This window comes from Nonomuraea sp. NPDC049378 (assembly GCF_055586745.1).
In genome coordinates, this window is record NZ_JBVJHP010000008.1 from 186,113 (window position 1) to 207,044 (window position 20,932).

Genomic DNA, 20,932 nt, shown 5'->3' on the forward strand with positions numbered 1-20,932 from the left:
GGGGGATCCGCGATGGTCGTTTCCGAGGCCGTGGCGAGAGAGAAGAGGACGCCACCCCCCCCCCCCCCCCCCCCCCCCCCCCCCCCCCCCCCCCACAACCCCTTTCGCCCCACGACCGGTCACCCGCTACGGCCGGCCGATCGCTGGGCCCGCTACGGCCAGCGGGTGAGCGCGGCCCGATGCCCGACCTGTGCCCCGCTGCCCGGGTCGACGCGAAAGGCTCCCAACAGCGTCGTGGTCTCCAGAGCGGTGGCAACGCCCCACAACGCTGCACGCCCGGTGCTCCCGGCCAGCATGGCGCAGTGGGTCGCGACGACGGCGGCGGCCACCGCCTGCACGGCTACATAGTCGGGCACCACCCCGGCCCGCTCCCGGTAGGTGGTCACGAACTCCCGCTCCGACATCCCGACGGCCGCTTCCCGTTCGCAACTCGCTTCGCTCTCGACGGTTGCCCTGTCCCTGCTGTCCGCTTCGCCCTCGCTCGGGAACCACTGCCCGATCCCGTAGATCCCGTACGGATCGCCGACCGCCTCCCCGAATGCCCGCACGCCCGCCGCCACGGCGCAGACCATCCGCGGGTTCGAGGCTCGCCGCAACACCTCGACGTCTTCCTCGAAGGACCCGCAGCACAGCAGGTTCCACGACCCGCCAACGGGCAACGCGGCACCGGGTTCGGCCACGATCACCGGGATGCCGCGCTCGTTCGCGGCCCGCTCGGCGCCCGCCGCCACCTGCCGTCCGAAACTGCCCTTGCCCGGCACGACCCACAACCGGTCGCGCTCGCCCTCCTCGGCCAGTCGCCGCACGAACGGCTCCGCGTACGCGCTTGCGGGCGCCAGGACCGACACGACATGCCCGGGATGCGCGCCCTGCACGTCGTCACCCGCCCCGCCGTGATTCCACACCAGCAGGTCCAGCTCTGCCGCGACCCGCCCCGCCCTGCGCATGAGATGCGTGGAGTACGGCCCCAGCAGCAGATCGCACCGGCCGGCCAGCCCTCGCAACACCCGCTCCAGCACGTCAGGATCGCTGCGATCGTCCTCGACGACGAGTTCCACACCGTCTGCGGCCGCCCGCCAGACCTCCAGCCCCAGCCTGGCCTGCTCACCGAACCGGGCGAACCTCCCGGTCAGCGCTAGCGGAACCCCGATGACCTGCGACGTCATCTATCCATCATGTAACCCTGGGGGTCCCCGCGAAGTGACAGGTGGCCAGCGGAAATGCCTCTCCCTCAATTCATTACGTGACCATACGATGACAAGGAGCATTCGGCGCGAGTAAAGGGAGAACATCCGTGGGCCGACACGAGGACCCCGACAGCCCCAAGGACACGCCGCTCGACCCCAAGCGGGGAGGTCAGGGCAGCAACGACGACGAGAACAGGACAGGCTCCGGCCAGCACGGTGAGGGCGAAGGCGGCAAGAAGTAGTGGACCTCACCGCGCGGATGGAGTCGTTGATCGCCGACCTCGACCCACTCGGGGACATCAGAAATGTTGTCAAGCAAGCGGTCCGCGCGGTGCCCCGTCACCTGTTCATCCCTGACGTCGGTCTCATCTCACCCCGCAGAACCGGCACCGCGGTCCTGATCGACCGCGACGCCGATCCCAGAACCTGGTGGGACATCGTCTACTCCGACACCAGCATCGTCACCCAGCTCGACGACGGCGGCACAGACCTGCGCGAAATGGAAGGTGACTACACGGCCTCGGCGTCCGCTCCTAGCACGGTCGCCCACCTGCTGAACCTGCTGGACCCCTGCCCCGGCCACCGGGTGCTCGAGATCGGCACCGGCACCGGATGGACCGCTGCCCTGCTGTCTCATCTGGTCGGTGCCCACGGGGATGTGAGCACGGTCGAGGTGGACTCCGCCGTCGCCGGACAGGCGGCCAAGAACCTCGCCGCCGCCGGTGCCCAGCCGCATCTGGTCATCGGTGACGGCGCCGCCGGGTGCCCGCAGCAGGCGCCGTTCGACCGGATCCACGTCACGTGCGGGGTCCGGACCGTTCCGTACGCCTGGGTGGAGCAGTCACGGCCGGGCGCGGTGCTCGTGCTGCCGTACTGCCCGGGGTTCGGCACAGGCCACGCGTTGCGGCTCGTGACCATGCCTGACGGTACGGCGATCGGCCGTTTCCCCGGGTTCGCCTCGTACATGCTGATGCGCTCACAACGCGGCATCCATGACCGTCCGCCGCGCGGCCCTGAGGACAAACACCACCTGACCACGCGCATCGACCCGCGCACCATCGCTCATGCTCCCGCCGGTGCCGATCTGGCCATCGCGGCACTGACCGGCCTGACCTCCAACGGCAGCGGCGCGCCGGACGAGGACGGCGATCTGTACCGGTTGTGGGTGTCCGACCCCGCCGAGCCGTACTCCTGGGCGGCGGCGGACTGGCGTCCGGACACCGCGCGGTACAAGGTGTTCCAGGTGGGTGCGCGGGCTCTGTGGGACGAGGTCGTGGACGCCTATTTCCGGTGGGTGAGCTGGGGCGAGCCGGGGCGCGACCGGTTCGGCATGACGGTCACACCCGAGGAACACCACCTCTGGCTCGACTCCCCGGACCGCGTGGTGGCACAGGTGTGGAAGCGGGCAAACAGGAGCTGGTCGCCAAGGTGAAGGACCTGAGCTCTGAGCGATGAGCGGCGGGTGCGGAAAGTGCAAGCCCGCGGGCCGCTTTGGCTTGTGCGCAGGAGTTGGTTGCAGGCGTGCTGTTCGTCGTGCAGGCTGTGTCAGCCGGCCCTCTTCTCGATCGGGACATGCATGAGGTCGGCGGCGGCGAAGATCGCGGGCTCCAGGGCTGTCACGACGATGTCCGTCCCGGCTCCGGCTCCGTTTTGTATGTTGCTTCTGGGGTCAGGAGGTCGCGCCGTACGTTGAGCGGCGGGCGGCTTCCGGGGAGCGCAGACGCACGGTGATGGACAGGCCGCCTTCGGGGCGGGCGCTGGTGGTGAGGGTGGCGTGGTGGGCTTGCGCGACGGCGTTGACGATGGCGAGGCCGAGGCCGTAGCCGTCGCTGCGGCCGTGACGATCGGGCGCCAGTTTCTGGAAGGGCTGAAAGAGCCGCTGGATCTGGTCGCCGGTGATGTCCGGTCCGGTGTTGGTGACCGTGAGGGTCGCCTCCGTGCCGGAGATCCGGGTGGTGATCTCTACGTGCCCGTCCGGGTGGTTGTGGCGGATGGCGTTGTCGATGAGGTTGGCGACGAGGCTTTCGATCAGTCTCGGGTCCCCGGCCGTCACCGCGGGCGCGAGGTGTTCGGCGAGGTCGATGTCTCGCTCCGTGGCCTGGGCGCGGCGGGAGGTGAGCACTCCTTCGACGACATGGGCGAGGTCGAGAGTGTCCCAGCGGGTGACGCCGCGCTCGCTGGTGGCCAGGGCGAGCAGCGCTTGGACGAGTCGCTCCTGGTGTTCGCCCAGAGCGAGGGCCTCCCGGCAGACCGAGCGCAGGGCCTCGGCGTCGGCGTCGGGGTCGGTGAGGGCGACTTCGAGGAGGGTGCGCAGGCCGGCGAGTGGGGTGCGCAGTTCGTGGGAGGCGTTGGCGACGAAGTGGCGTTGGGCGTCGAAGGAGGCTTGCAAGCGGGCGAACAGGTCGTCGAGGGTGTGGCCGAGTTCGGTCAGCTCGTCCGTGGGCTCGCCGAGGTCGAGGCGCCGGTGGAGGTCTCCGGCGGAGATGCTCTGGGCGGTGGTGGTGATGGCGCGCAGCGGGTGCAGGAAGCGGCCGGCGACGTACCAGCCGAGAGCCAGGGCGACGGGAATCAGTACGACCAGGGCGACGGCGGATCCGGTGAGGAGCTGGGGCAGGCTGATCCCGGGTCCGGGCCCGGTTTCGATGACCGTGCCGGATGAGGCGGGGCCTGCGGGCATGGTCTCCTGGACGCTGGCCAGCGGGACGTTGACGAATATGAGCACGAAGGTCCCGGCGGCGTAGATGCCCGCCGCGTAGGCGAGCGCGAGCCGCTTCTGCAGGGGCCTTCTGGTGAGCGTCTGGGTGGTCATGACGGTCCGATGCGGTAGCCGCCCTCGCGGACGGTCTCGATCACGGGCGGGTCGCCGAGCTTGGCCCGTAGCCGGTGCATGGTGTGCTTGACGGCGCTGCTGAAGGGGTCGGCGGCCTCGTCCCAGACGCGTTCGAGCAGTTCCTCGGCGGAGATGACCAGGCCGGGTACGGCGAGCAGGCATTCGAGCAGGGCGAACTCCCGGGGGCTCAGCTCAAGGCGCCGGCCGGCCCGGAAGGCGATACGGCGAGCCGGATCGAGGGTGATGTCCCCGCATGCCAGGGTGGGTGGCAGCGGCGGGGTGGCGCGGCGGGCCAGGGCACGGACGCGGGCGACCAGTTCGGCGAACGCGAAGGGCTTGGGCAGGTAGTCGTCGGCGCCGAGGCTGAGCCCGTCGACGCGGTCCTCGATCGTCCCGGAGGCGGTGAGCATCAGGACGCGGGTCTCACAGCGGCCGTGGGCGAGTCGCCGGCAGATTTCGTCCCCGTGGACGCCGGGCAGGTCGCGGTCGAGGATTACCACGTCGTAGCGGGTGGCGGCCAGGCGGTCGAGGGCGGCGGTCCCGTCCAGGACGACGTCGACGGCCATGCCCTCGCGGCGCAGCCCGGTTCCGATGGAGCGGGCGAGGACCTCGAAGTCCTCGACGACGAGGACCCTCACCGCCCCTCACCGCCGGTCATCGTGCGGCCGAACCTGCCGCCGGGTCGAGGTGCCATGCTCTGACGATGCCAGATCCCAGGTTCCAGCCGGGTCGCAGCCGCTGCGACCGTGCTGGAACCGGGTGCCGCGTACAACCGTCGGCATGAGTTCATTCACACCGAACCGATCTCGCCGGTGGGCCGATCTCTCCGCGTTGCTGCGCGGGGAGTGGGCCACGTTTCGCTCTTCGCGGGGCTGGTTGTGCACCATGGTGGCCTCTGTGCTGGCTGCCGTGTCGCTCGGATTGCTGATCGCCGGGGGCGCGCGCAGTACGTGTGCGACGGGGAAGGGGGAGGGTCCCTGCCCTGCGCCTTTGGTGGGACCTGATGGTACGGCGGTCAACGACAGGTACTACTTCGTGCACCAGCCGCTCAAGGGGGACGGCGGCATCGTCGCCCGTGTGTCGGACATGACCGGGCAGATGCGGATGCCGGACGCCGTACCGGGGGTGCGCAACGTCAAGGAGGGGGTGGTGCCGTGGGCTAAGGCCGGGCTCCTGCTCAGGCAGAGTCTTCGGCAGGGCTCGCCGTACGCGGCTGTCATGCTCACCGGAGCTCACGGCGTGCGGATGCAGCACAACTACATCCATGACGTGGCCGGTGGTCCTCACAATGGCCCGCAGTGGTTGCGGCTGACCAGGTCGGGCGACACCGTCACCGGCTATGAGTCAGATGACGGCAAGGCGTGGGCCGAGGTCGGCACGGTCAAGCTGACGGGGTTGGCGGAGACGGTGGAGATCGGGTTGTTCGCCGCCTCGCCAGGCGTGTTGTGGGAGAGGGCGGAAGCCTTCGCCGAGGTCACCGCCACCTTCGACCAGGTCGCGTTGCAGGGTGCGAACGGTTCGTGGCGGCGTGACGACGTCGGCGTTTCCCTGGAGTCCGATGGCGTGACCCCGCATCACCCGGGCGGGGTTGTCGAGTCCGGTGGCAAGTTCATGGTGACGGGGGTCGGTGACATCGGGCCCGCTCCGGTGGAGGGTGGTCTGCGGGCTGATCTGATGCTGACCGGCGGGGTTGTGGGGTTGATCCCGGTGCTCGTGGTGGCGGTCACGTTCGTCACGGCGCAACGCGGGCGCGGGCTGATCGGGGCCGGTCCGCCGGGCGGGCCGCATCCGGAGTGGGTGCTGGCGGCCAAGGCCGTGGTGGTCGGCGCGGTCGCGTTCGCGGCGGGGCTGGTGACCTCGGGGGTGGTGGTTCCTGTCGGTCTGGCGATGTTGCGTGCCAACCAGAACCCGATCCAGCCGATCACCCTGGCCACCGGGCTGCGGGTGGCGGTCGGCTACGCGGTGCTGACCGCGGTCGCCGCGGTGCTGGCTGTGGGCCTCGCCGCGCTGGTCAGGCGGGCCGTGGTCGCCGTCGGGCTGGCCGTCGCGCTGGTCGTCGTGCCTTACCTGGTGGCGACCGCGGGTTTGGTGCCATGGCTGCTGGCGATCACCCCTGCCGCCGGGTTCGCGATCACGCAGAGCGTTCCCACGTTCGCGCATGTGGACGTGGACCAGTCACTGCTCGGGGGCTATTACCCGCTCCCGCCGTGGGCAGGTTTGACCGTGGCCTGCGGATATGCCGCCCTCGCCCTCGGGACGGCGATGGCTGTACACCGCAGGAAAGCTTCACGTCAGTCTCCGCTCCCCTGAAGGAATGGCCGACGTCCTGTCCGGGGCCGGAGAGGGGAGCGTTGGTGACCACGTCGAGCAGGTCGTGCGTCTCTTCGCTGCGGGCGTAGAAATGGATGCGGGCCGTTTCGTCGGGGCCCGCATCCGGATGCTCTCACTGGATGACCACCGCGGTGCCACGAGCTGGAGCCTGGTGCTGGGGTCAGAAGTCGAATTCGCCGAGTTTGGCGCCGCCGATGAAGGCGCGGAAGACGTCGCCGCGCAGGATCATGGGCGGAACGTCGGGTTGCTCGGAGTCGCGGATCGCGTATCGGTCGCCGCTCAAGCTGGCCGCATAGAGGCAGTCGCCGCCGCTTGAGCCCGACAGCGTGGATTTGATCCACTGAGCGACTTCGAGTTCGGCGTCGAGTTCGTCACTGATCTTCATACCGTGCCGTCACCTCGCGTATCAGTCGCTGACTCATGTGGATGGGATGTGCCCATTTGTGAATAGCGTCATATCTGACACTAACGCGCCGCACGGCCTCCTCGTGAGCGGTTACGGAGCCGAGTGCGGCGTCTTCGAGTGAGATGTGGTCTGGTATGCCTTCGCTTCGGGCGAGAGAAAAGCCTCCCAGCAGACCCGCTGTGGCCCCTACGTCCAGTGGCACGACCTGGATCGAGATGTTGGGGCGTTCCGCCATCGCCAGCAGGTGCTCCAACTGCTCCCGCATGACTTCTTTCCCGCCGACGGGCCGGAGGAGAACGCATTCGTCGAGCAAGGCCCAATACATGGGCGGATCGGTGCGCTCGAACACTGACTGCCGTCGTAGCCGTGTCTCCACGGCCTCCTCAACCCACTGTTCGGTGGCTCCTGGTTCGGCGGCGAGGATGGCTCGGGCGTAGCGCGGAGTCTGGAGAAGGCCGGGAACCACGAGCGGTTGCCACGTGCGAATTGTGTGGGCGTTCTCTTCCACGGCCGGCCACTCGCTGAACCACTTCGGCACGGACATGACCCGGGTGTTGGGCAGGAGCCGGAAGAGGTCGCCGTTCAGCCCGAGGGCGGATTCGACCGCGATGGTGAAGCTTTTGGTCGGTTTTCGTTGGCCGCGCTCGACCAGCCCGATAAGGCTTTCGCTGCACGAGAGAATGTTTCCCAGGGCCACTTGGGAGAGGCCGGCGGCGGTGCGTGCATTCTTCAGCACAACGCCGTAGGAGGGTGTTTCAGGGGGCGGGGGTTGGAGTTGCTCGTCCAAGGTCATGCCGGGCTCCTTCGCGAAGCATGCGCACAGACAATGGCTGCACAGGTCTGTTCCAGCACGGACAGTCATGTGCTGATTACAACCTAGCGATCGGAGGTCACCCTGGGAAGGAGTCCAAGGGCGCAAGAAAGGCATTCAGGCTCATGCTCAGGATTTCGCAGGGATCAAAAAGCTACACACCGGAGAGACCGGACATATCCCTCTGGAGGGGGGCGACGTTGCGTCGCGGGGGCCGTACCTCGTGGCAGGCGCGCCAGGCGGTCGGGCTGTGGCTCGCCGACGCTCCCGCCGCCGTGCGGGCCGATGCGCTCCAGATCGTCGCCGAGTTGGCGGCCAACGTCATCCAGCACGTGCCGGAAGGGCCGGGGCGCGACTGGGTGAGGCTGCGGCTGGGGGTCAGTGCCAAGTTCGTACGCCTGGAGGTGATGGACCCGGGCACCCTGGCGTCGGCGCCGTGTTTCGTGCCCCTCCAGGCGTCCATGGAGGAGGCGGGTCGCGGCCTGGGCATCGTGGCGGGGCTCAGCGCCCGATGCGGCACGTATGTCGTCGAACGTGGTCGCCGCGTCGTCTGGGCCGATCTGGCGACCGCCGGTGCCGTGCCTGAGACGTGACGGACAGGAGATTCCAGGGTTGGACGATCATGGAAGGGGCCGGCGGCGGCTATATCGCCTTCCGCACTGTCCTGGTGCCCCAGGACGGCGGGCTTTCCAACGTGCGGTGCGGTGCGACGCTGGCCGAACTGTACAAACATCTGGAGCAGGAATCCCGTGTCCGGGAGCCTGGCCGTAGGTGACCGACAGGAAGCGCACCAGCACCGCCTCCCTGGCCGGAGCCGGCAGCGCGTCGAGGACGGCGTTGCCCGTCGCCAGATGGACGACGCGGCTGCGCACGCCGCCCACCCGCGGGGGCATCGGGCAGGCCAGAAGGCGCCGCTCGTCTTGTAGGTGCTGTGCTAATTGCATGTGTAAGCACTGCCAACGACAAATTCAATAGTTCATGGCACTCTGGCTCGTGGGTCAAAGAACAGTCGGACGGCTGGACCCTTGAATCGGCCTCGACATAAAGGCTGCACGCTGTCCGCGCCACGCCTCGGAGTGAAGGATTGTCCATGAAATTGCTGACAGGCGTCGTCGGCGGTCTGTTTGTTGTATCCGCGCTCACCGTAACCACTGCTTCGTCGGCGGTCGCAAGCAGTCTCCCTGCGGGGGCGACCATGGCGACAGCGGCCGTAACGGCCACACATGCAGAGCCCAGAGACGTTCTACGCAAAAAATTCGACTGCAAGTCTCCCAAGGGAAAGAAGCTCAGTGTCTCTTGGGGGACCGGCGGCAATGTCTCGACGACCATCTACTTCAACAACCACTGCGATCAGAAGCGTCGCATTCAAACGTGGGTCGACGGTGCAGGCATCCCTGAGCCTGTAAAGGGAAAGTGCCTCACCGTGAATCCACATACAAAAGGAAAGAAGAAGATCTCCACGGTCGGTCGTGACGTTGTGAAGGTGACGTCGCCGAAGAAGTGCTGACGCGCACGGGAATCCCGGATAGCCAGCTCATGCAGCACGTCAGCGATGCCGGGCAGGCTACGAGCCGTAGATGACCGACAGGAAGCGCACCAGCACCGCCTCCCTGGCCGGAGCGGGGAGCGCGTCCAGGACGGCGTTGACCGTCGCCATCTCCGGCTGCCCCGCCCCCGGCCGCAGGTCCACGCCCACCGACGCGGCCAGCTCCGCGAACGCGGCGTCGTCGAGGGCGTCCAGGTCGAGCCCCGCCACCAGCTCCACCAGCCCGTCGGGCAGCATGACCGGGCCGCGCAGCCGGGCGGACTCGGCCGACTCGGCGATGACCTTCAGCATGGCCTCCACCCCTGCCATCGTCACCCCCGTGACCGTGATGTGCAGGTTGGCCGGGATGCCGGCGTAGGAGAGCTGCGGTTGCAGGAACCAGCCCCGCGCCCGGGCCTCGTCCGCCAGCACGAACACGTCGATCCCGTCCCCGGCGAACGCCACCAGCGACGACTCGGGCTCGCCCAGCACGCGCAGCCCGGGGATCGCGGTGATTCCTTCGCGCAGCCTGGCCGTCGCCTCCAGCGTGGCCCGGCCGAGCTCGACGTACCCCTGCCTGCCGAGCGCCTGCAGCGTGGCCCACGCGCCGCCGAGCGGGCCCGCCGACCTGGAGCTCTGCACGGTCGCGTTGATGATCGTGTAGCCGGGCCAGGCGGCCGAGGCGAAGTACGCCCTGCGCCGCATCGCCGGGTCGGCGAACAGCACCACGGAGGCGCCCTTGGGGGCGTACCCGAACTTGTGCAGGTCGCAGGAGAGGGACGTGACCCCGGGCACGGACAGGTCGAACGGCGGGACCGCCGCCCCCGCCTCCCGTAACCACGGGAGCAGCCACCCGCCGACGCACGCGTCCACGTGGCACGGAACGCCCGCGCCCGCGGCCACGGCGGCGACCTCCTCGATCGGGTCGACCACCCCTTGGGGGTAGGAGGGCGCGGACACGGCCACCAGGATCGTGTCCGCGTCGATCGCGGCCTCGACGTCGCGGGCCCGCACCTTGTACGTCGCCAGGTCCACGGGCACCGGCACGACCTCGATCCCGAGGTAGTGCGCCGCCTTGTGGAAGGCCGGGTGGGCGGTGACCGGCAGCACGAGGTTGGGGCGGGAGCTCCGTGCGGCGTCGCGGGCGGCCTTGACCGCCAGCATGATCGACTCGGTGCCGCCGCTGGTGAAGATGCCGTGGCCGCCGCCGAGCAGGTCCGCGACCGCGCCGACGACCTGCCGCTCCATCTCGACCACGCTGGGGAACGCGGTCGGGTCGAGGCAGTTGACCTCCAGCATCTCGGCGTACGCCCGCGCCGCCGCCTCGCCGATCTCGGGCCGTCCGGTGTCGTAGACGTACGCGGTCACCTGGCCGCCGCGCACCGGTAAGTCGTTCCCCTTGAGCCTGGCGATCTCGCTCAGCAGGTCCTCGGCCGTCCGTCCGGTCAGGGGGAGGTTCACGCGGGCTCCTTCGGGGGCGAAGCTCACCGGGGGTCGCCGGGCAGGCTGAGCATGCGGTGCAGGGTCAGGTGCAGGTGGGCGCGGAAACGGCGCAGCACGGCCCGGTCGCCGGCTCCTCTGCGGCGGCCCTGGTCGTCGAGCACTCCGCCCTTGGCGAAGCCGTGCACGGACCAGACGACCGTCCACATCGCGTATTCGAGGTCCACTCTCGCGTCGATCAGCCCTGACTCGGCGATGGGACGCATGGTGGCGGCGACCGCGGCGAAGAGCGGCTGCACGTAGCGGCGCTCCAACTCGGTGATGTCGCCCGCGTCGGAGAGCCATCGGTGCATCCACAGGGCGGGCACCTCGGGGTTGTCCACGCAGAAGTCGAGGTAGTCGTCGACCAGCCGGTGGATCCCGGCGGCGGGGTCGTCGCCGGGCAACCGGTCGAGCGCCTGCTCCAGGGCTGCCTTCTCCGCCAGGTGCGCGCGTTCCATGACGGCGAGGTAGAGCTCGCGCTTGCCGCCCACGTGGTAGTTGACGGTGGCGATGTTGAGCCCGGCAGCGTCGGCGATCTGGCGCGTCGAGGTGCCGTCGTAGCCCAGCGCGGCGAACAGCTGCGTCGCGACCTTGAGGATCTGCGCGACCTGTGCGTTCTCTCCGGGTGGCATGCTACCGAACGTAATTCGGCTGCCACAGCTCAGTCAATCACTTGATGGGGAAATCTACCTTCGGCCGCCGTGGCTCGGATCAGCCCTATGGGGCGCGAGCGGGTCGCGTTCAGCTTGTCTTCATGGCACGAACGGCGAAAGGTGGGGAAGCGCTCTTCCCGCAGCTTCAACGACAGCTGTCGCCGCCGAAAGGTCGTCGCGAACGGTATCCTCGTCGATCCAAGTGGAGGGCGTTGGATATTCGCTTTCGTGGCGAGTCGTACGAATGCGGTCGATCGGCCGGAGGATCGCCCCCATGGACGTGCCGAACTGTGCTCGAGCGGCATGTTGGATCGCAAGGTGGCCGCCGGTTGTCGTCGCACGTAGGCCCTGCATCTGCAGAAGCGCCGCCAATGACTTGCGTACCGCGTCGTGCAGGGCCGCGTAAGCGAGGTGTGGATCTGTGCTGGCCAGTGCCTCGGCGCTGACCAAGTGCTGCCGGGCGGTTGCGATCAGGCGTTCGGCGAGCTCAGAGTCTGCGGTGACCTGGGTGAGTTCGCGTCGTTGTAGCATGCCGACGATCTCGTCCCGCCCTCGCCCCCAACTCGTCATTCGTTCTCTCCGTCGACAATCGGTACGTTCGCCAGCGGGCGCTTGTGAAGCTCACGGATGAATCCGTCTTCGTTCGCTTCCCACCGTGTGCGAGTGACGACGACGGTGTTGACCTGGCGGGCAAGCCTTGATCCGGCGCGTCCCGTGGCGTCGTGGAGATCGTCACGATCCGGTCGGCCGACGACGAGGAGGTCGATGTCCACTGGTGCGGGACCGGCCTCTCCCTGTATGCGTGCCGCCCATGAACCGAATACGGCGGCTACTTCGATGCCTTCGACGTCGGCCAGTTCCTCTGCGAGGACCTGTACTGGACCCAAGGTGATCGTGACGAGGTCGAGCAACGGTCCGTAGAAAGGGGCCGTTTTATTGGCGTGCACCAGTTTGGTACGGCCGACATGCCGACTACCGAGTACTGCGGCTTGCTCCAGCCTGGATACCTCGCGCGCCATCGTGCCACTGTCGGTTTGGGCAATTGCGGCCAACTTGCTGACTGAGGTCTCCCCGCCGCCCAAGTACGTGTGGGCGAGCACCGTACACGTGATCTTGGAGCGGAAGATGGGAAAGACAGGAGGCGGAGGATGTTGCATGCCTGCGTCCTTGGTCGAGGGCATGCGTGACATGTAGATCACGCTCTGTAGTTTACTGTCAAAACGCCAGCATATCCTGGCTCTTTGCCAGAATACCTGGTCGGAGTCATGGTGTGCGTCACCTCAGGGCGTCCACCGGCTCCATTCTGGCCGCGCGCAGCGCCGGGTAGAGGCCGGCCAGCAGCCCCACCACGGCGCCCGCGACGGGCGCGGCGATCGCCAGGCGCACGTCCAGGAGCGGCGTCCACTGCTTGGCGGCCGAGACGGCGACCACGGTGACCACTCCCAGGCTGGCGCCGATCACGCCGCCGGTCAGCCCGATCAGCGTCGACTCCAGCAGGAACTGGGCGGCGACGTGCCGGCGGGCGGCGCCGAGCGCGCGGCGCAGGCCGATCTCGGGTACGCGTTCCATGACGGTGACCAGGGTGACGTTCGCGATGCCGACGGCCCCCACGACAAGAGAGACCAGGCCGAGGATGAGGAAGAGCGCGTTGACGTCGTCCTGCGCCTGGTCGCGGGCCCTGGTGGGGCTGGGCGGGGCGACCACCTGGAGCATGTCGCCGTTCCCCGGGCTGAGCGCGGCCGGCGCCTGCCCGGCGATCAGCCCGGCGGCGCCCAGGGTGGTGTTGACCAGCACCCGGGTGACGTCGCGCAGCCCGAACTGCCGTCCCGCGGTGGGCGGCACGATCACCGCGGTGCTCAGGTTCCGCTCGCGGCGCAGGTCGCCCATGACGCCGATGACCGTGTACGCGTGCTTTCCGATGAAGATCGCCGGTGACCGGTCGAGCCGGGTGACGCCGAGTGCCCGAGCCGCCTGGTCGCCGATCACCGCCACGCGGTCGCCCCGCCGGATGTGTCCCGTGTCGTAGAAGCGGCCCTGCACCATCCGGCCGCGCGCCGCCTCCGGCAACCCGGTCGTCGCGGACAACACGGTCAAGGACTGCGTGGTGACCCTGGTCGGGTCCACGATGTCGTTGGAGCGTACGGACAGGTTCGTGCTGTCCTTGCTCTCGGACACCGCGGCGGCCGACTCCACGCCGCGCAGCCGGGTCAGCCGGTCGATCGCGTCCCACTCCACCAGCGGCTCGAACTCCGACTCGGGCACCTCCACGGTGATGGCCGTGGCCACCAGCGCGTCGAAACGGCCGACGATCTGGTTGCCCGCCGTCGCGGCCACGCCGAGCGTGACGACGAGCGTGGTGATGCCGAGCACGGTGCCGAGCGTGGTGAGGGCCGAGCGCACCGGCCGGGCGAGCATGCCGGCGACGGCCTCGCCGATCAGGTCGCGTACGCGCATCAGCCCTCCTCGACCAGCACACCGTCGGTGATGCGCACCCGTCGCCCGGCCCGCGCGCCGACCTCCTGCTCGTGCGTGATGACCACGATCGTCAGCCCCTGCCCGCGCAGCTCGTCGAACAGGCCGAGCACCGCCTCGGTGTTGCGGCTGTCGAGGTTGCCGGTGGGCTCGTCGCACAGCAGCAGCGACGGCTCGCCCATGAGGGCTCTGGCGATGGCCGCCCGCTGGCGTTCGCCGCCTGACAGCAGGCCGGGCAGGAAGCCGGCGCGGTGGGCGACGCCGACCCGCTCCAGCGCGGCCATCGCCCGTTCGCGCCTGCCGCCGCGTCCCTTCCTGATCGTGCTGACAGCCGTGCGGGAGCGGTAGATCTCGGCGAGCATGACGTTCTCCACGACGCTGCGGTGGGGCAGCAGGTGGAACGACTGGAAGACGAAGCCGATCCGGTCGCCGCGCAACCGGGTCCTGGCGCCGTCGCGCAGGGCGGTGGTCTCGGCGCCGTCCAGCCGGTAGCTGCCCGAACTGGGCCGGTCCAGCAGCCCGAGCACGTTGAGCAGGGTGGACTTCCCGGAGCCCGACGGGCCGGTGACGGCCACGTAGTCGCCCCTGCCCACCCTGAGCGTGACGCGGTCGAGGGCGCGGACCGGCGGCAGGGCGGGGAAATCCCTGCACACCTCCGTCAGCTCGATGACCGGTTCAGCCACCGCTGACCACCACCCGGTCGCCCTCCTGGAGCTCGCCGGTGACCTCGACGTTCCCGTCCGCGGTCAGGCCCGTGCGCACCTCGACGTCCTTGGTCCTGTCGGGCGCGTACTCGACGCGTACGCGGGCCCTCCCGTCCGCCGAAGTGATCACCGCGGCCACCGGGACCACCAGCACGGGCTCCTCGGTCGCCCCCACGCTGACCCGCGCCGTCACCGCCGTCCCCGCCCTGAGCCCCTTGCCCTTGGCGGGAGTGAGCAGGATCGGTACGGTGCCGCCATCCTGTCCCGCGGCGGGCTCCTCGCCGCCCGGCACCTTGGCCTGGTCGCCGGTCGCGGTGAGCGTGGCCTGGTACGTCTTCCCCGTGTCGAGCTCGATGCTCGCCTCCATGCCCGCGCGCAGCAGCTCGGACTCCGCCGCCTCGACGCTCGCGGTCACCATGAACGACGAGCTGGTCACCGTGGCGACCTCGTCCTCGATCCGCTGCCCGGCCTTCACCGACACCTTCTGCACCCGGGCGGGCAACTTCGGCAGGAACACCACCTCGCCGGGCGGGACGGAGGTGCCGTACGTGCGGGCGTACTCGGCCAGCATCGCCCTGGCCGCCGCCACGTCCTTCCTGGCGCCCGCCACCTTGAGCCTGGTGGGGGAGAGCTGCCGGGCCTGCCGCAGCGCCTGCCGGGCCGTGACCAGCGCCTCCTCGGCGGTGCGCACGGCCTTGCGCAGCTCCTCCAGCCGCTTCTCCCTGGCCTGGCGCGCCTTCTCCAGGACGCGGCCGCGCGCCTCGTGGGCGGCGGCGAGGTCGGCCCTGGCGTTCTCCACCCTCATCCGCAGCACGCTCGTGTCGGCCGGTGGCTGGGTCGCCGCGACGACGGACGTCCCGGACGTGGGCGTGGCCGTGGGGCCGGGGGTCGCCGTGGGCCCGGGGGTCGGCGGGGTCCTGGCCGCCTCCAGCGCCTGCTCGGCCGCCGCCAGCTTCTCCTCCGCCGCGCGCACGGCCGCGTCGGCCGCCGCGAGCTCGGTCTCGTCCTCGGGCGTCAGCCGCTGTTCCTCGGCCTTCTTCAGCGCCCGTTTCGCCGACGTCATGTCCGCCTCGGCGTTGTCGAGCTTGACCTTCAGCGGCAGCACGTCGCGGCCCTGGTCCAGCGCCTTCTCCTCGGTCGCGAGGGTCTCCCGCGCCGTCTGCACGGCCTTGCGCAGGGTGTCGTACGCCTGCCGGTCGGCCAGCGTCGGCTCCTGGGCCTCGTACCCTTTCTTCGCGTACATCCTGGTGAGCGCGGCGATCGTGGCGCGGTCGAACACGCCCGTCAGCGGGCCGCCGAAGCCCAGCCGGCGCAGCGCCCGCTGCAGTTGCCTGACGTCGTCGCCCTTGCTGCCGGGCGCGATCGTGCGGTGCATCGGCACGGAGCCGCGCAGCGCGAACACCGGGCGGCCGTTGACCTCCATCAGCACCGCGCCCTCCTTGATCCGGCCCTTGCGCGGAGCCCGGGTCGCCCGTTGCAGCCCTGACGCGCCGCCGACCGGGTCCGCCACTGGGCCGCCGACCGCGCCGGCCAGGCTGATGGGCAGGGGCGAGCCGTACTCCAGGGTGCCGCTGGTCGTGACGGTGCTGACGAGCTTGCGGCGCTCGACGGCGGCGGTGACGAGCGAGGGCCTGGGCGCGGCCCTGCGGGCCGCCTCGTCGGCGGGAGAGCGGAGCCGGGTGCTCAGCGCCCAGCCCACGGCGGCGATGACGACGACGCCGGCGATGACGCCGGCCATGAGCCTGCGTGGCGACTTCATGGGGGCTTCACATGCCGAACTGGTCGTTGACCTGCTTGTTGATCGCCTGCTCGCGCGGGAGGTAGGCGGGGTAGAAGGCCCTGCCGCACTCGAGGTCGTCGAGCGCCGCCTTGATCTCCCTGTTCAGGTAGGGGCGGGCCTCCTCGGGGGTGAGGGTCGGCGCGTAGGTCATCGGCACCTCGTCCTCCTTCGGCGGAGGCGCGACGTCGGGCACGTCGTCCCGCTGCGCCCGGCCCAGCCTGTCCTCCTGGGCACGGAACTTCTCCGGGCCGAGCTCCGCCATGGCCAGTGGCGTGGTGTCGCTGATCGCGTGGCCCTTGCCCTTCAGGCAGGCGGCCATGGCGCCGGCGAGCTCGATCAGCTCCGGATCGCTGTTGACGCCGCTCTTGAGCGCGCGCCGGCGGGCCTTGTTCTGCTCGGCGTGGTAGTCGGCGCCCGGCTTCAGTTCCAGGCCGAGCACCTGGCCGGCCGCCGTGGCCATGCAGGCGTCCAGCGCCTTGCGGTAGGCGCCCATCTGGGCCTTGGAGAGGGAGGACTGGATCTTCCAGTTGGGATTGATCTCAGGGTTGTCGGGCTTGACGGCCGGGTTCCCCATCTCCTTCGGGTAGACGTACAGGGCGAACACCCCGAACCCGTATTTTTCGCGATATTTCCGCAACGTTTGGTAGTCGCCTGCTGCGCGCTTGCGGCTCTCGTCGGTGTCCGGCACCTGAAGGCGCGACACGTGCGGGACGTACTTGAAGCCCTTCTGCTTCATGCAGTCGCCCTTGGCCGCTTCGAGCCGGTGTTTCTTGTCACTCGTCGCGCTCGGCGACGGCGCGGCGGTCCCTGCGGCGCCCCCGCAGCCGCAGAGCAGGGCCAGGGCGGCCAGCGGCAGGAGCGTGCGCACGTGGAGTCTGTACGGCATGCCGCCAGACCATACTCCGTTCAACAGAGTATGGTCAATCCAGGCAGTGCCGCCGTTGCCGGAAGGGCGCGCCGGCGGCCCAGAGCGCCAGCACCGCGAGCACGCCCCAATAGGCCAGGTGCTGCCTGGTCAGCTCGGCGGAATGGGCGGCCAGGTCACCCGACGCCACCGCCAGATAGATCCCCGCCCCCAGCGCCCACCGGTAGTCGCGCGCCAGGTAGCCGCCCCCCGCCGCCAGCCCGAACGCCGCCGCCTCCACGGCCATCCTGCTCAGGGAGAGGGAGAACGTGCTCTCCTCCGCCATCCACTGCGGGCCCGACCACGCGGCCGCCACGGCCGCCGCGCACCACCACCACGACCTGGCCCGCAGCGGCCGCCCGCGCGCGGCCAGCACCCCCAGGCCGGCCAGCGTGACCGCGTAGCCGCCCGCCACCACGTAGGGGCCGCTGTCGGCGAACAACGCCTGATCGCCGAGCGGCGACGGGTAGACGGGCAGCAGCGTGAGGTCGAAGATCTGCCGGCCGCCCGCGATCGCGACCGCCTTCATGCCGACGACCAGCGTGAGCGGGATCGCCGCCCACGCCCACCCGCGCAGGACGGCGACCAGGGCGAGCGCCGACGCCGCCGTCCACAGCGGCATCGCCCCCGCGTACGGCAGCAGCGCCGCCAGCTGAGCCGCCGCCAGGGCCGTCACGCCCAGGTGCAGGCCGTCCTTCCACGGGTTGCCCGTCGCCAGGTGCACGATGCGGCTGCGCACGCCGCCCGACAGCAGGCCCCACGCCTCCCTCGGCACCGGCACGGTCCTGCCGGGGCCGGCCGACTCCAGTAACACGTCGAGCAGCTCGTCACCGTGCGCCGCGCGGTAGGCGCGCGGATAGGCCCGCAACAACCTGCGGTAGCGGCGCTCCAGAGCACTCATGGCGGCCGCGGGCGGGGCGGCGGTCATGTGCTGGACGGCCGAAGGACGAGGGAGGCGGCCTCCTGCATCCGCCTGGCCTCGGCCTCCACGAGCGCCTGGCCCTCGTCGGTGATCCTGAAATAGCGGCGGTTGCGGCCGTTCACCGTCTCCTCGCGGTCGACGGTGATCACTCCGCGCTCGTTCAGCCGCTCCAGGATGCCGTAGAGGGTGCCGACCGAAGGCTGCACCCTGCCCGCGGACAGCTCCTTGATCGACTTGCTGATCGCGTGTCCGTGCAGCGGGCCCGCGCGCAGGGCGGTGAGCACGAAGTACATCGGCTCGCTGACTTCAGATGTTCCCCTCGGCATGGGGCGACAGTATTCCGTTCAACGGAGCGTGTGCAACGGCTCCACCCGTCACGCGCAGCGCTCGCCGTTCAGGTGGAAGACCTCGGGGGCAGGATCCGGGCCCGCGCCGCGGGTGCCGGCGAACCCGAACGTCACCGACCTGCCCGGCTTGATCCGGTCGTTCCAGCCCAGCCCCGTGGCCGTCACCACCGAACCCGACTGCGCCAGCTTCACGCCCCAGCCCTCCTTCACGCGCTGGCCGCCGAGCCACGACCAGCGCAGGCTCCAGCCGTCCACGCTCTGCCTGCCGGTGTTCTCGATCACCACCTGGGCGATGAACCCGCCAGGCCACGAGCCGTGCCCCGAGTAGCGCACCCGGCAGTCGGAGCGCCCGCCGCCGTCCGCCAGGAACGCCGCCACCCACGCCAGCGGGGCGTTCCAGTTGATGGTCAGCTCGTTCGTCGCCCACGACTCGATGTCGTCGATGTAGCAGAACTGCGGCTTGCAGCCCTGCAGCAGGCGTTGCGCGACCGGGTCCTGGATGGCGGAGTTGGGGCCGCCGGCCAGCGTCCCGCGCGGCGGGTTCGGCAGGGCGGGGTCGAGCTGGCGGGCGTACCAGCGGCTGTGCTGGTTCTTCGAGGCCACCTCGCCGTAGCCGGTCACGTACGACTGGTTGAGCGCGTTACGGCCCAGGAGGTAGTCCATGCCCTCGCGTACGGCAGCCAGGTACCTCTCCCGCCCCGTCAGGTCGTAGGCCGTGGCCACGACGACCAGGTTGTTCAGCACCAGATTGTTGGAGCCCCAGTCGAAGTCCGGCGGGTTGTACGGCAGCCCGTACGGGTGCGCCTTCTGGACGGCGAGATACTTGTCCGCCCCCTCGATCACCGACTTGCGCACCCGGCCACGGTCGGGGATGGCGTTCGGCACGGTCGCCAGCTCCAGCCGGCCCAGCTGCGCGGTGTTGCCCCAGTCGAACCCGCGATCGCGCCAGACGTCGCCGGTGTGGTGCGGCGATCCCAGCACGAACTCCTGGAACTCCTTCTCGCCCGTGGTGATGAACAGCTCCGCCGCCGCCCAGTAGAACTCGTCGCTCACGTCGGCGTCGTTGTAGGCGCCGCCGCCCACGCCGTCGGCCGGGTCGGCGTACCGCTCCGGGTTCGCCTTCGCCGCCGCCCACGCCCTGCGGGCCGCCTCCAGGTTCCTGGCGGCGAACGCGGCGTCGTACGGCGCGAACAGCCGCGCCGCCTGCGCCGCCGTCGCGGCCAGGTTGAGAGTGGCGGCGGTCGACGGCGGGTGCAGCTCACGCGGCTGCGGGTCCAGGTGCGGCAGCAGCGGCAGCCCCGTCCAGTTCTGGTCGTGGATCTTGTGGTGGGCCATCCCCGCGTCCCGCTCGCCGTCCGGCACCTGCATGCTCAGCAGGAACTCCTGCTCCCAGCGGGCCTCGTCCAGCACGTCGGGGACGCCGTTGCCGCTCTCCGGGATGTCGAGCTGCCCGTCCTCGAACGCCGCCTTGTTCCGCTCGTACGCCGACATGAGCTGGTGGACCGAGATGCCGCCGTTGACGACGTACTTGCCGTGGTCGCCGGCGTCGTACCAGCCGCCCTTGACGTTCAGCGTGTAGTCGCAGACGCCCGGCTGGCACGGCACCTCGACGTCGCCCTGGTTCGGCGCGACTCCGGCGTGGCCGGCCGGCCTGCCGTAGCCGGGCCGGAGGGCGTCGAGGATCTCGATGCCGCTGCGCTGCGTGTAGTAGAACTTCAGCGCGTCGGCCGGCAGCTCGTCGTAGAGGCCGGCATCGATGTCGAACGGCCGGCTGGTCTCGCCGTCCGCCGTCACCGTGTAGCCCTTGCCCGGCTTGCGGTAGGAGCTGAAGTCGAGGGTGTGCACGTTCTCGCCGGAGCTGGCGTCCACGCCTCTCGGCGTGGTCCTGCCCCTGGCGACGGTCTTCTTGTCGGTGTCCTTGAGCTCCCACTCCAGTGCCGTGGTCTCGGTGGTGACCACGGTGGCCTTCTTGGGGCCCGCCGGGAGGTAGCCGACCATGTTCACGCGCACGCGCGGTCCGGTGTCCGGTTCGTACTCCTCCGGCTCGGCACCGCCCTTCAGCGAGACGTCGTCCATGCAGAACCTCCATGGCTCGGCGCTGCCGCCCAGTTGGAAGACGACCTGGGCGTCGGGCAGCGACACGGGTGCGGTGAACGTGTAGGAGTAGTCGTCACCCGAGACGCTGAGCTCGGGGGCGGCCGACAGATACTGCGTCCACGGGTCGACCGGGAGCTGGATCAGCGCGCGGCCGACCTTGGCGGGGGTTGCCGAGGCGGCGAAGCGGTACGCGTACGTCTCGCCCTCCACCAGCGGGATGCCGTCCTGGCCGATGATCACGTCCCACGGGTTGGCGGTGCCGCCGGGGATGTCGGCGCACAGCCGGCCCTCGTCCACGGCGAGGGTGAGGTTGGCGGTGCCCCACCAGGGAGCGGTGCCGGCGTCGAAGGCGCCGTTCACGATCTGCTCGGGTCCCTCGTCGGCGTGCGCCGCCGTGCCCGGGTGCGCGGCCGGGGACAGGGCGACCATGGTGAGGAGGGCCAGCAGGGCGGCCCGGCATCGGGTCATGGAGGTCCTTCGA

At 70.0% G+C, this 20,932-nt stretch carries 21 protein-coding genes; 5 read left to right on the forward strand and 16 right to left on the reverse strand.

Features of this window, described 5'->3' with window-relative positions:
* Positions 1-152: 152 nt before the first annotated feature.
* Complete coding sequence (locus ACZ6SA_RS19170; RefSeq protein ID WP_347647913.1) at positions 153-1,166, reverse strand: ABC transporter substrate-binding protein; 1,014 nt, start codon at positions 1,164-1,166, stop codon at positions 153-155.
* Between the two features lie 128 nt (positions 1,167-1,294).
* Between ACZ6SA_RS19170 and ACZ6SA_RS19175 the strand changes: the two genes are divergently transcribed.
* Entirely contained in the window at positions 1,295-1,429 is a 135-nt protein-coding gene (locus tag ACZ6SA_RS19175) for a hypothetical protein (protein WP_347647912.1), read from the forward strand.
* Entirely contained in the window at positions 1,429-2,619 is a 1,191-nt protein-coding gene (locus tag ACZ6SA_RS19180) for a methyltransferase domain-containing protein (RefSeq protein ID WP_347647911.1), read from the forward strand. The genes ACZ6SA_RS19175 and ACZ6SA_RS19180 overlap by 1 nt, the downstream gene beginning before the upstream one ends.
* Positions 2,620-2,856: 237 nt before the next feature.
* Here ACZ6SA_RS19180 and ACZ6SA_RS19185 read toward each other — a convergent pair whose 3' ends face one another.
* Both ACZ6SA_RS19185 and ACZ6SA_RS19190 read right to left on the reverse strand, forming a co-directional pair.
* Positions 2,857-3,996 carry a sensor histidine kinase gene (locus ACZ6SA_RS19185; RefSeq protein ID WP_347647910.1) on the reverse strand — a complete coding sequence of 380 codons (1,140 nt, stop codon included), beginning with the start codon at positions 3,994-3,996 and terminating at the stop codon, positions 2,857-2,859.
* Positions 3,993-4,655, reverse strand: coding sequence for a response regulator transcription factor (locus tag ACZ6SA_RS19190; RefSeq protein WP_347647909.1), 663 nt, complete (start codon positions 4,653-4,655; stop codon positions 3,993-3,995). The genes ACZ6SA_RS19185 and ACZ6SA_RS19190 overlap by 4 nt, the downstream gene beginning before the upstream one ends.
* Positions 4,656-5,010: 355 nt before the next feature.
* Between ACZ6SA_RS19190 and ACZ6SA_RS19195 the strand changes: the two genes are divergently transcribed.
* On the forward strand, positions 5,011-6,327 hold the full coding sequence (locus ACZ6SA_RS19195; protein WP_347648085.1) for a DUF1349 domain-containing protein: 1,317 nt from the start codon (positions 5,011-5,013) through the stop codon (positions 6,325-6,327).
* 181 nt (positions 6,328-6,508) lie between these two features.
* Here the strand turns inward: ACZ6SA_RS19195 and ACZ6SA_RS19200 are convergent, their stop codons facing one another.
* Both ACZ6SA_RS19200 and ACZ6SA_RS19205 read right to left on the reverse strand, forming a co-directional pair.
* Entirely contained in the window at positions 6,509-6,733 is a 225-nt protein-coding gene (locus ACZ6SA_RS19200) for a DUF397 domain-containing protein (protein WP_347647908.1), read from the reverse strand.
* Positions 6,720-7,547, reverse strand: coding sequence for a helix-turn-helix domain-containing protein (locus ACZ6SA_RS19205; protein ID WP_347647907.1), 828 nt, complete (start codon positions 7,545-7,547; stop codon positions 6,720-6,722). Before ACZ6SA_RS19205 ends, ACZ6SA_RS19200 begins: the two co-directional genes overlap by 14 nt.
* 218 nt (positions 7,548-7,765) lie before the next feature.
* On the opposite strand from ACZ6SA_RS19205, the gene ACZ6SA_RS19210 reads away from it, so the two are divergent.
* A complete protein-coding gene (locus ACZ6SA_RS19210; protein WP_465829283.1) occupies positions 7,766-8,158 on the forward strand; it encodes an ATP-binding protein in 393 nt (130 codons plus the stop codon).
* Positions 8,159-8,655: 497 nt separating this feature from the next.
* The gene (locus ACZ6SA_RS19215) at positions 8,656-9,072 is read left to right on the forward strand and encodes a hypothetical protein (RefSeq protein ID WP_347647902.1); all 417 of its coding nucleotides are present in this window, start codon (positions 8,656-8,658) and stop codon (positions 9,070-9,072) included.
* A gap of 57 nt (positions 9,073-9,129) precedes the next feature.
* Here ACZ6SA_RS19215 and ACZ6SA_RS19220 read toward each other — a convergent pair whose 3' ends face one another.
* The 11 genes from ACZ6SA_RS19220 to ACZ6SA_RS19270 form a co-directional block, all read right to left on the reverse strand.
* Entirely contained in the window at positions 9,130-10,551 is a 1,422-nt protein-coding gene (locus ACZ6SA_RS19220; RefSeq protein ID WP_347647901.1) for a pyridoxal phosphate-dependent decarboxylase family protein, read from the reverse strand.
* A 23-nt stretch (positions 10,552-10,574) separates the two neighbouring features.
* Positions 10,575-11,204, reverse strand: coding sequence for a TetR/AcrR family transcriptional regulator (locus ACZ6SA_RS19225; protein ID WP_347647900.1), 630 nt, complete (start codon positions 11,202-11,204; stop codon positions 10,575-10,577).
* A gap of 120 nt (positions 11,205-11,324) precedes the next feature.
* On the reverse strand, positions 11,325-11,795 hold the full coding sequence (locus ACZ6SA_RS19230) for a hypothetical protein (RefSeq protein ID WP_347647899.1): 471 nt from the start codon (positions 11,793-11,795) through the stop codon (positions 11,325-11,327).
* Positions 11,792-12,424 (reverse strand): hypothetical protein, encoded by a 633-nt coding sequence (locus ACZ6SA_RS19235; protein ID WP_465829286.1) that lies wholly within the window; start codon positions 12,422-12,424, stop codon positions 11,792-11,794. Before ACZ6SA_RS19235 ends, ACZ6SA_RS19230 begins: the two co-directional genes overlap by 4 nt.
* A 76-nt stretch (positions 12,425-12,500) precedes the next feature.
* Positions 12,501-13,679, reverse strand: a complete 1,179-nt coding sequence (locus ACZ6SA_RS19240) for an ABC transporter permease (protein WP_347647897.1) — start codon at positions 13,677-13,679, stop codon at positions 12,501-12,503.
* Complete coding sequence (locus tag ACZ6SA_RS19245; RefSeq protein WP_465829289.1) at positions 13,679-14,380, reverse strand: ABC transporter ATP-binding protein; 702 nt, start codon at positions 14,378-14,380, stop codon at positions 13,679-13,681. Before ACZ6SA_RS19245 ends, ACZ6SA_RS19240 begins: the two co-directional genes overlap by 1 nt.
* A complete protein-coding gene (locus ACZ6SA_RS19250; protein WP_465829291.1) occupies positions 14,373-16,160 on the reverse strand; it encodes a peptidoglycan-binding protein in 1,788 nt (595 codons plus the stop codon). Before ACZ6SA_RS19250 ends, ACZ6SA_RS19245 begins: the two co-directional genes overlap by 8 nt.
* A gap of 7 nt (positions 16,161-16,167) precedes the next feature.
* Positions 16,168-17,067: a hypothetical protein gene (locus tag ACZ6SA_RS19255; RefSeq protein WP_465829293.1), complete on the reverse strand. Its 900-nt coding sequence runs from the start codon at positions 17,065-17,067 to the stop codon at positions 16,168-16,170.
* 34 nt (positions 17,068-17,101) lie between these two features.
* Positions 17,102-18,013, reverse strand: coding sequence for a hypothetical protein (locus ACZ6SA_RS19260; protein WP_465829295.1), 912 nt, complete (start codon positions 18,011-18,013; stop codon positions 17,102-17,104).
* Positions 18,010-18,333 carry a PadR family transcriptional regulator gene (locus ACZ6SA_RS19265; RefSeq protein ID WP_132511346.1) on the reverse strand — a complete coding sequence of 108 codons (324 nt, stop codon included), beginning with the start codon at positions 18,331-18,333 and terminating at the stop codon, positions 18,010-18,012. The genes ACZ6SA_RS19260 and ACZ6SA_RS19265 overlap by 4 nt, the downstream gene beginning before the upstream one ends.
* 48 nt (positions 18,334-18,381) lie before the next feature.
* Positions 18,382-20,919, reverse strand: coding sequence for a glycoside hydrolase family 9 protein (locus tag ACZ6SA_RS19270; RefSeq protein WP_465829297.1), 2,538 nt, complete (start codon positions 20,917-20,919; stop codon positions 18,382-18,384).
* Between the last annotated feature and the right edge of the window lie 13 nt (positions 20,920-20,932).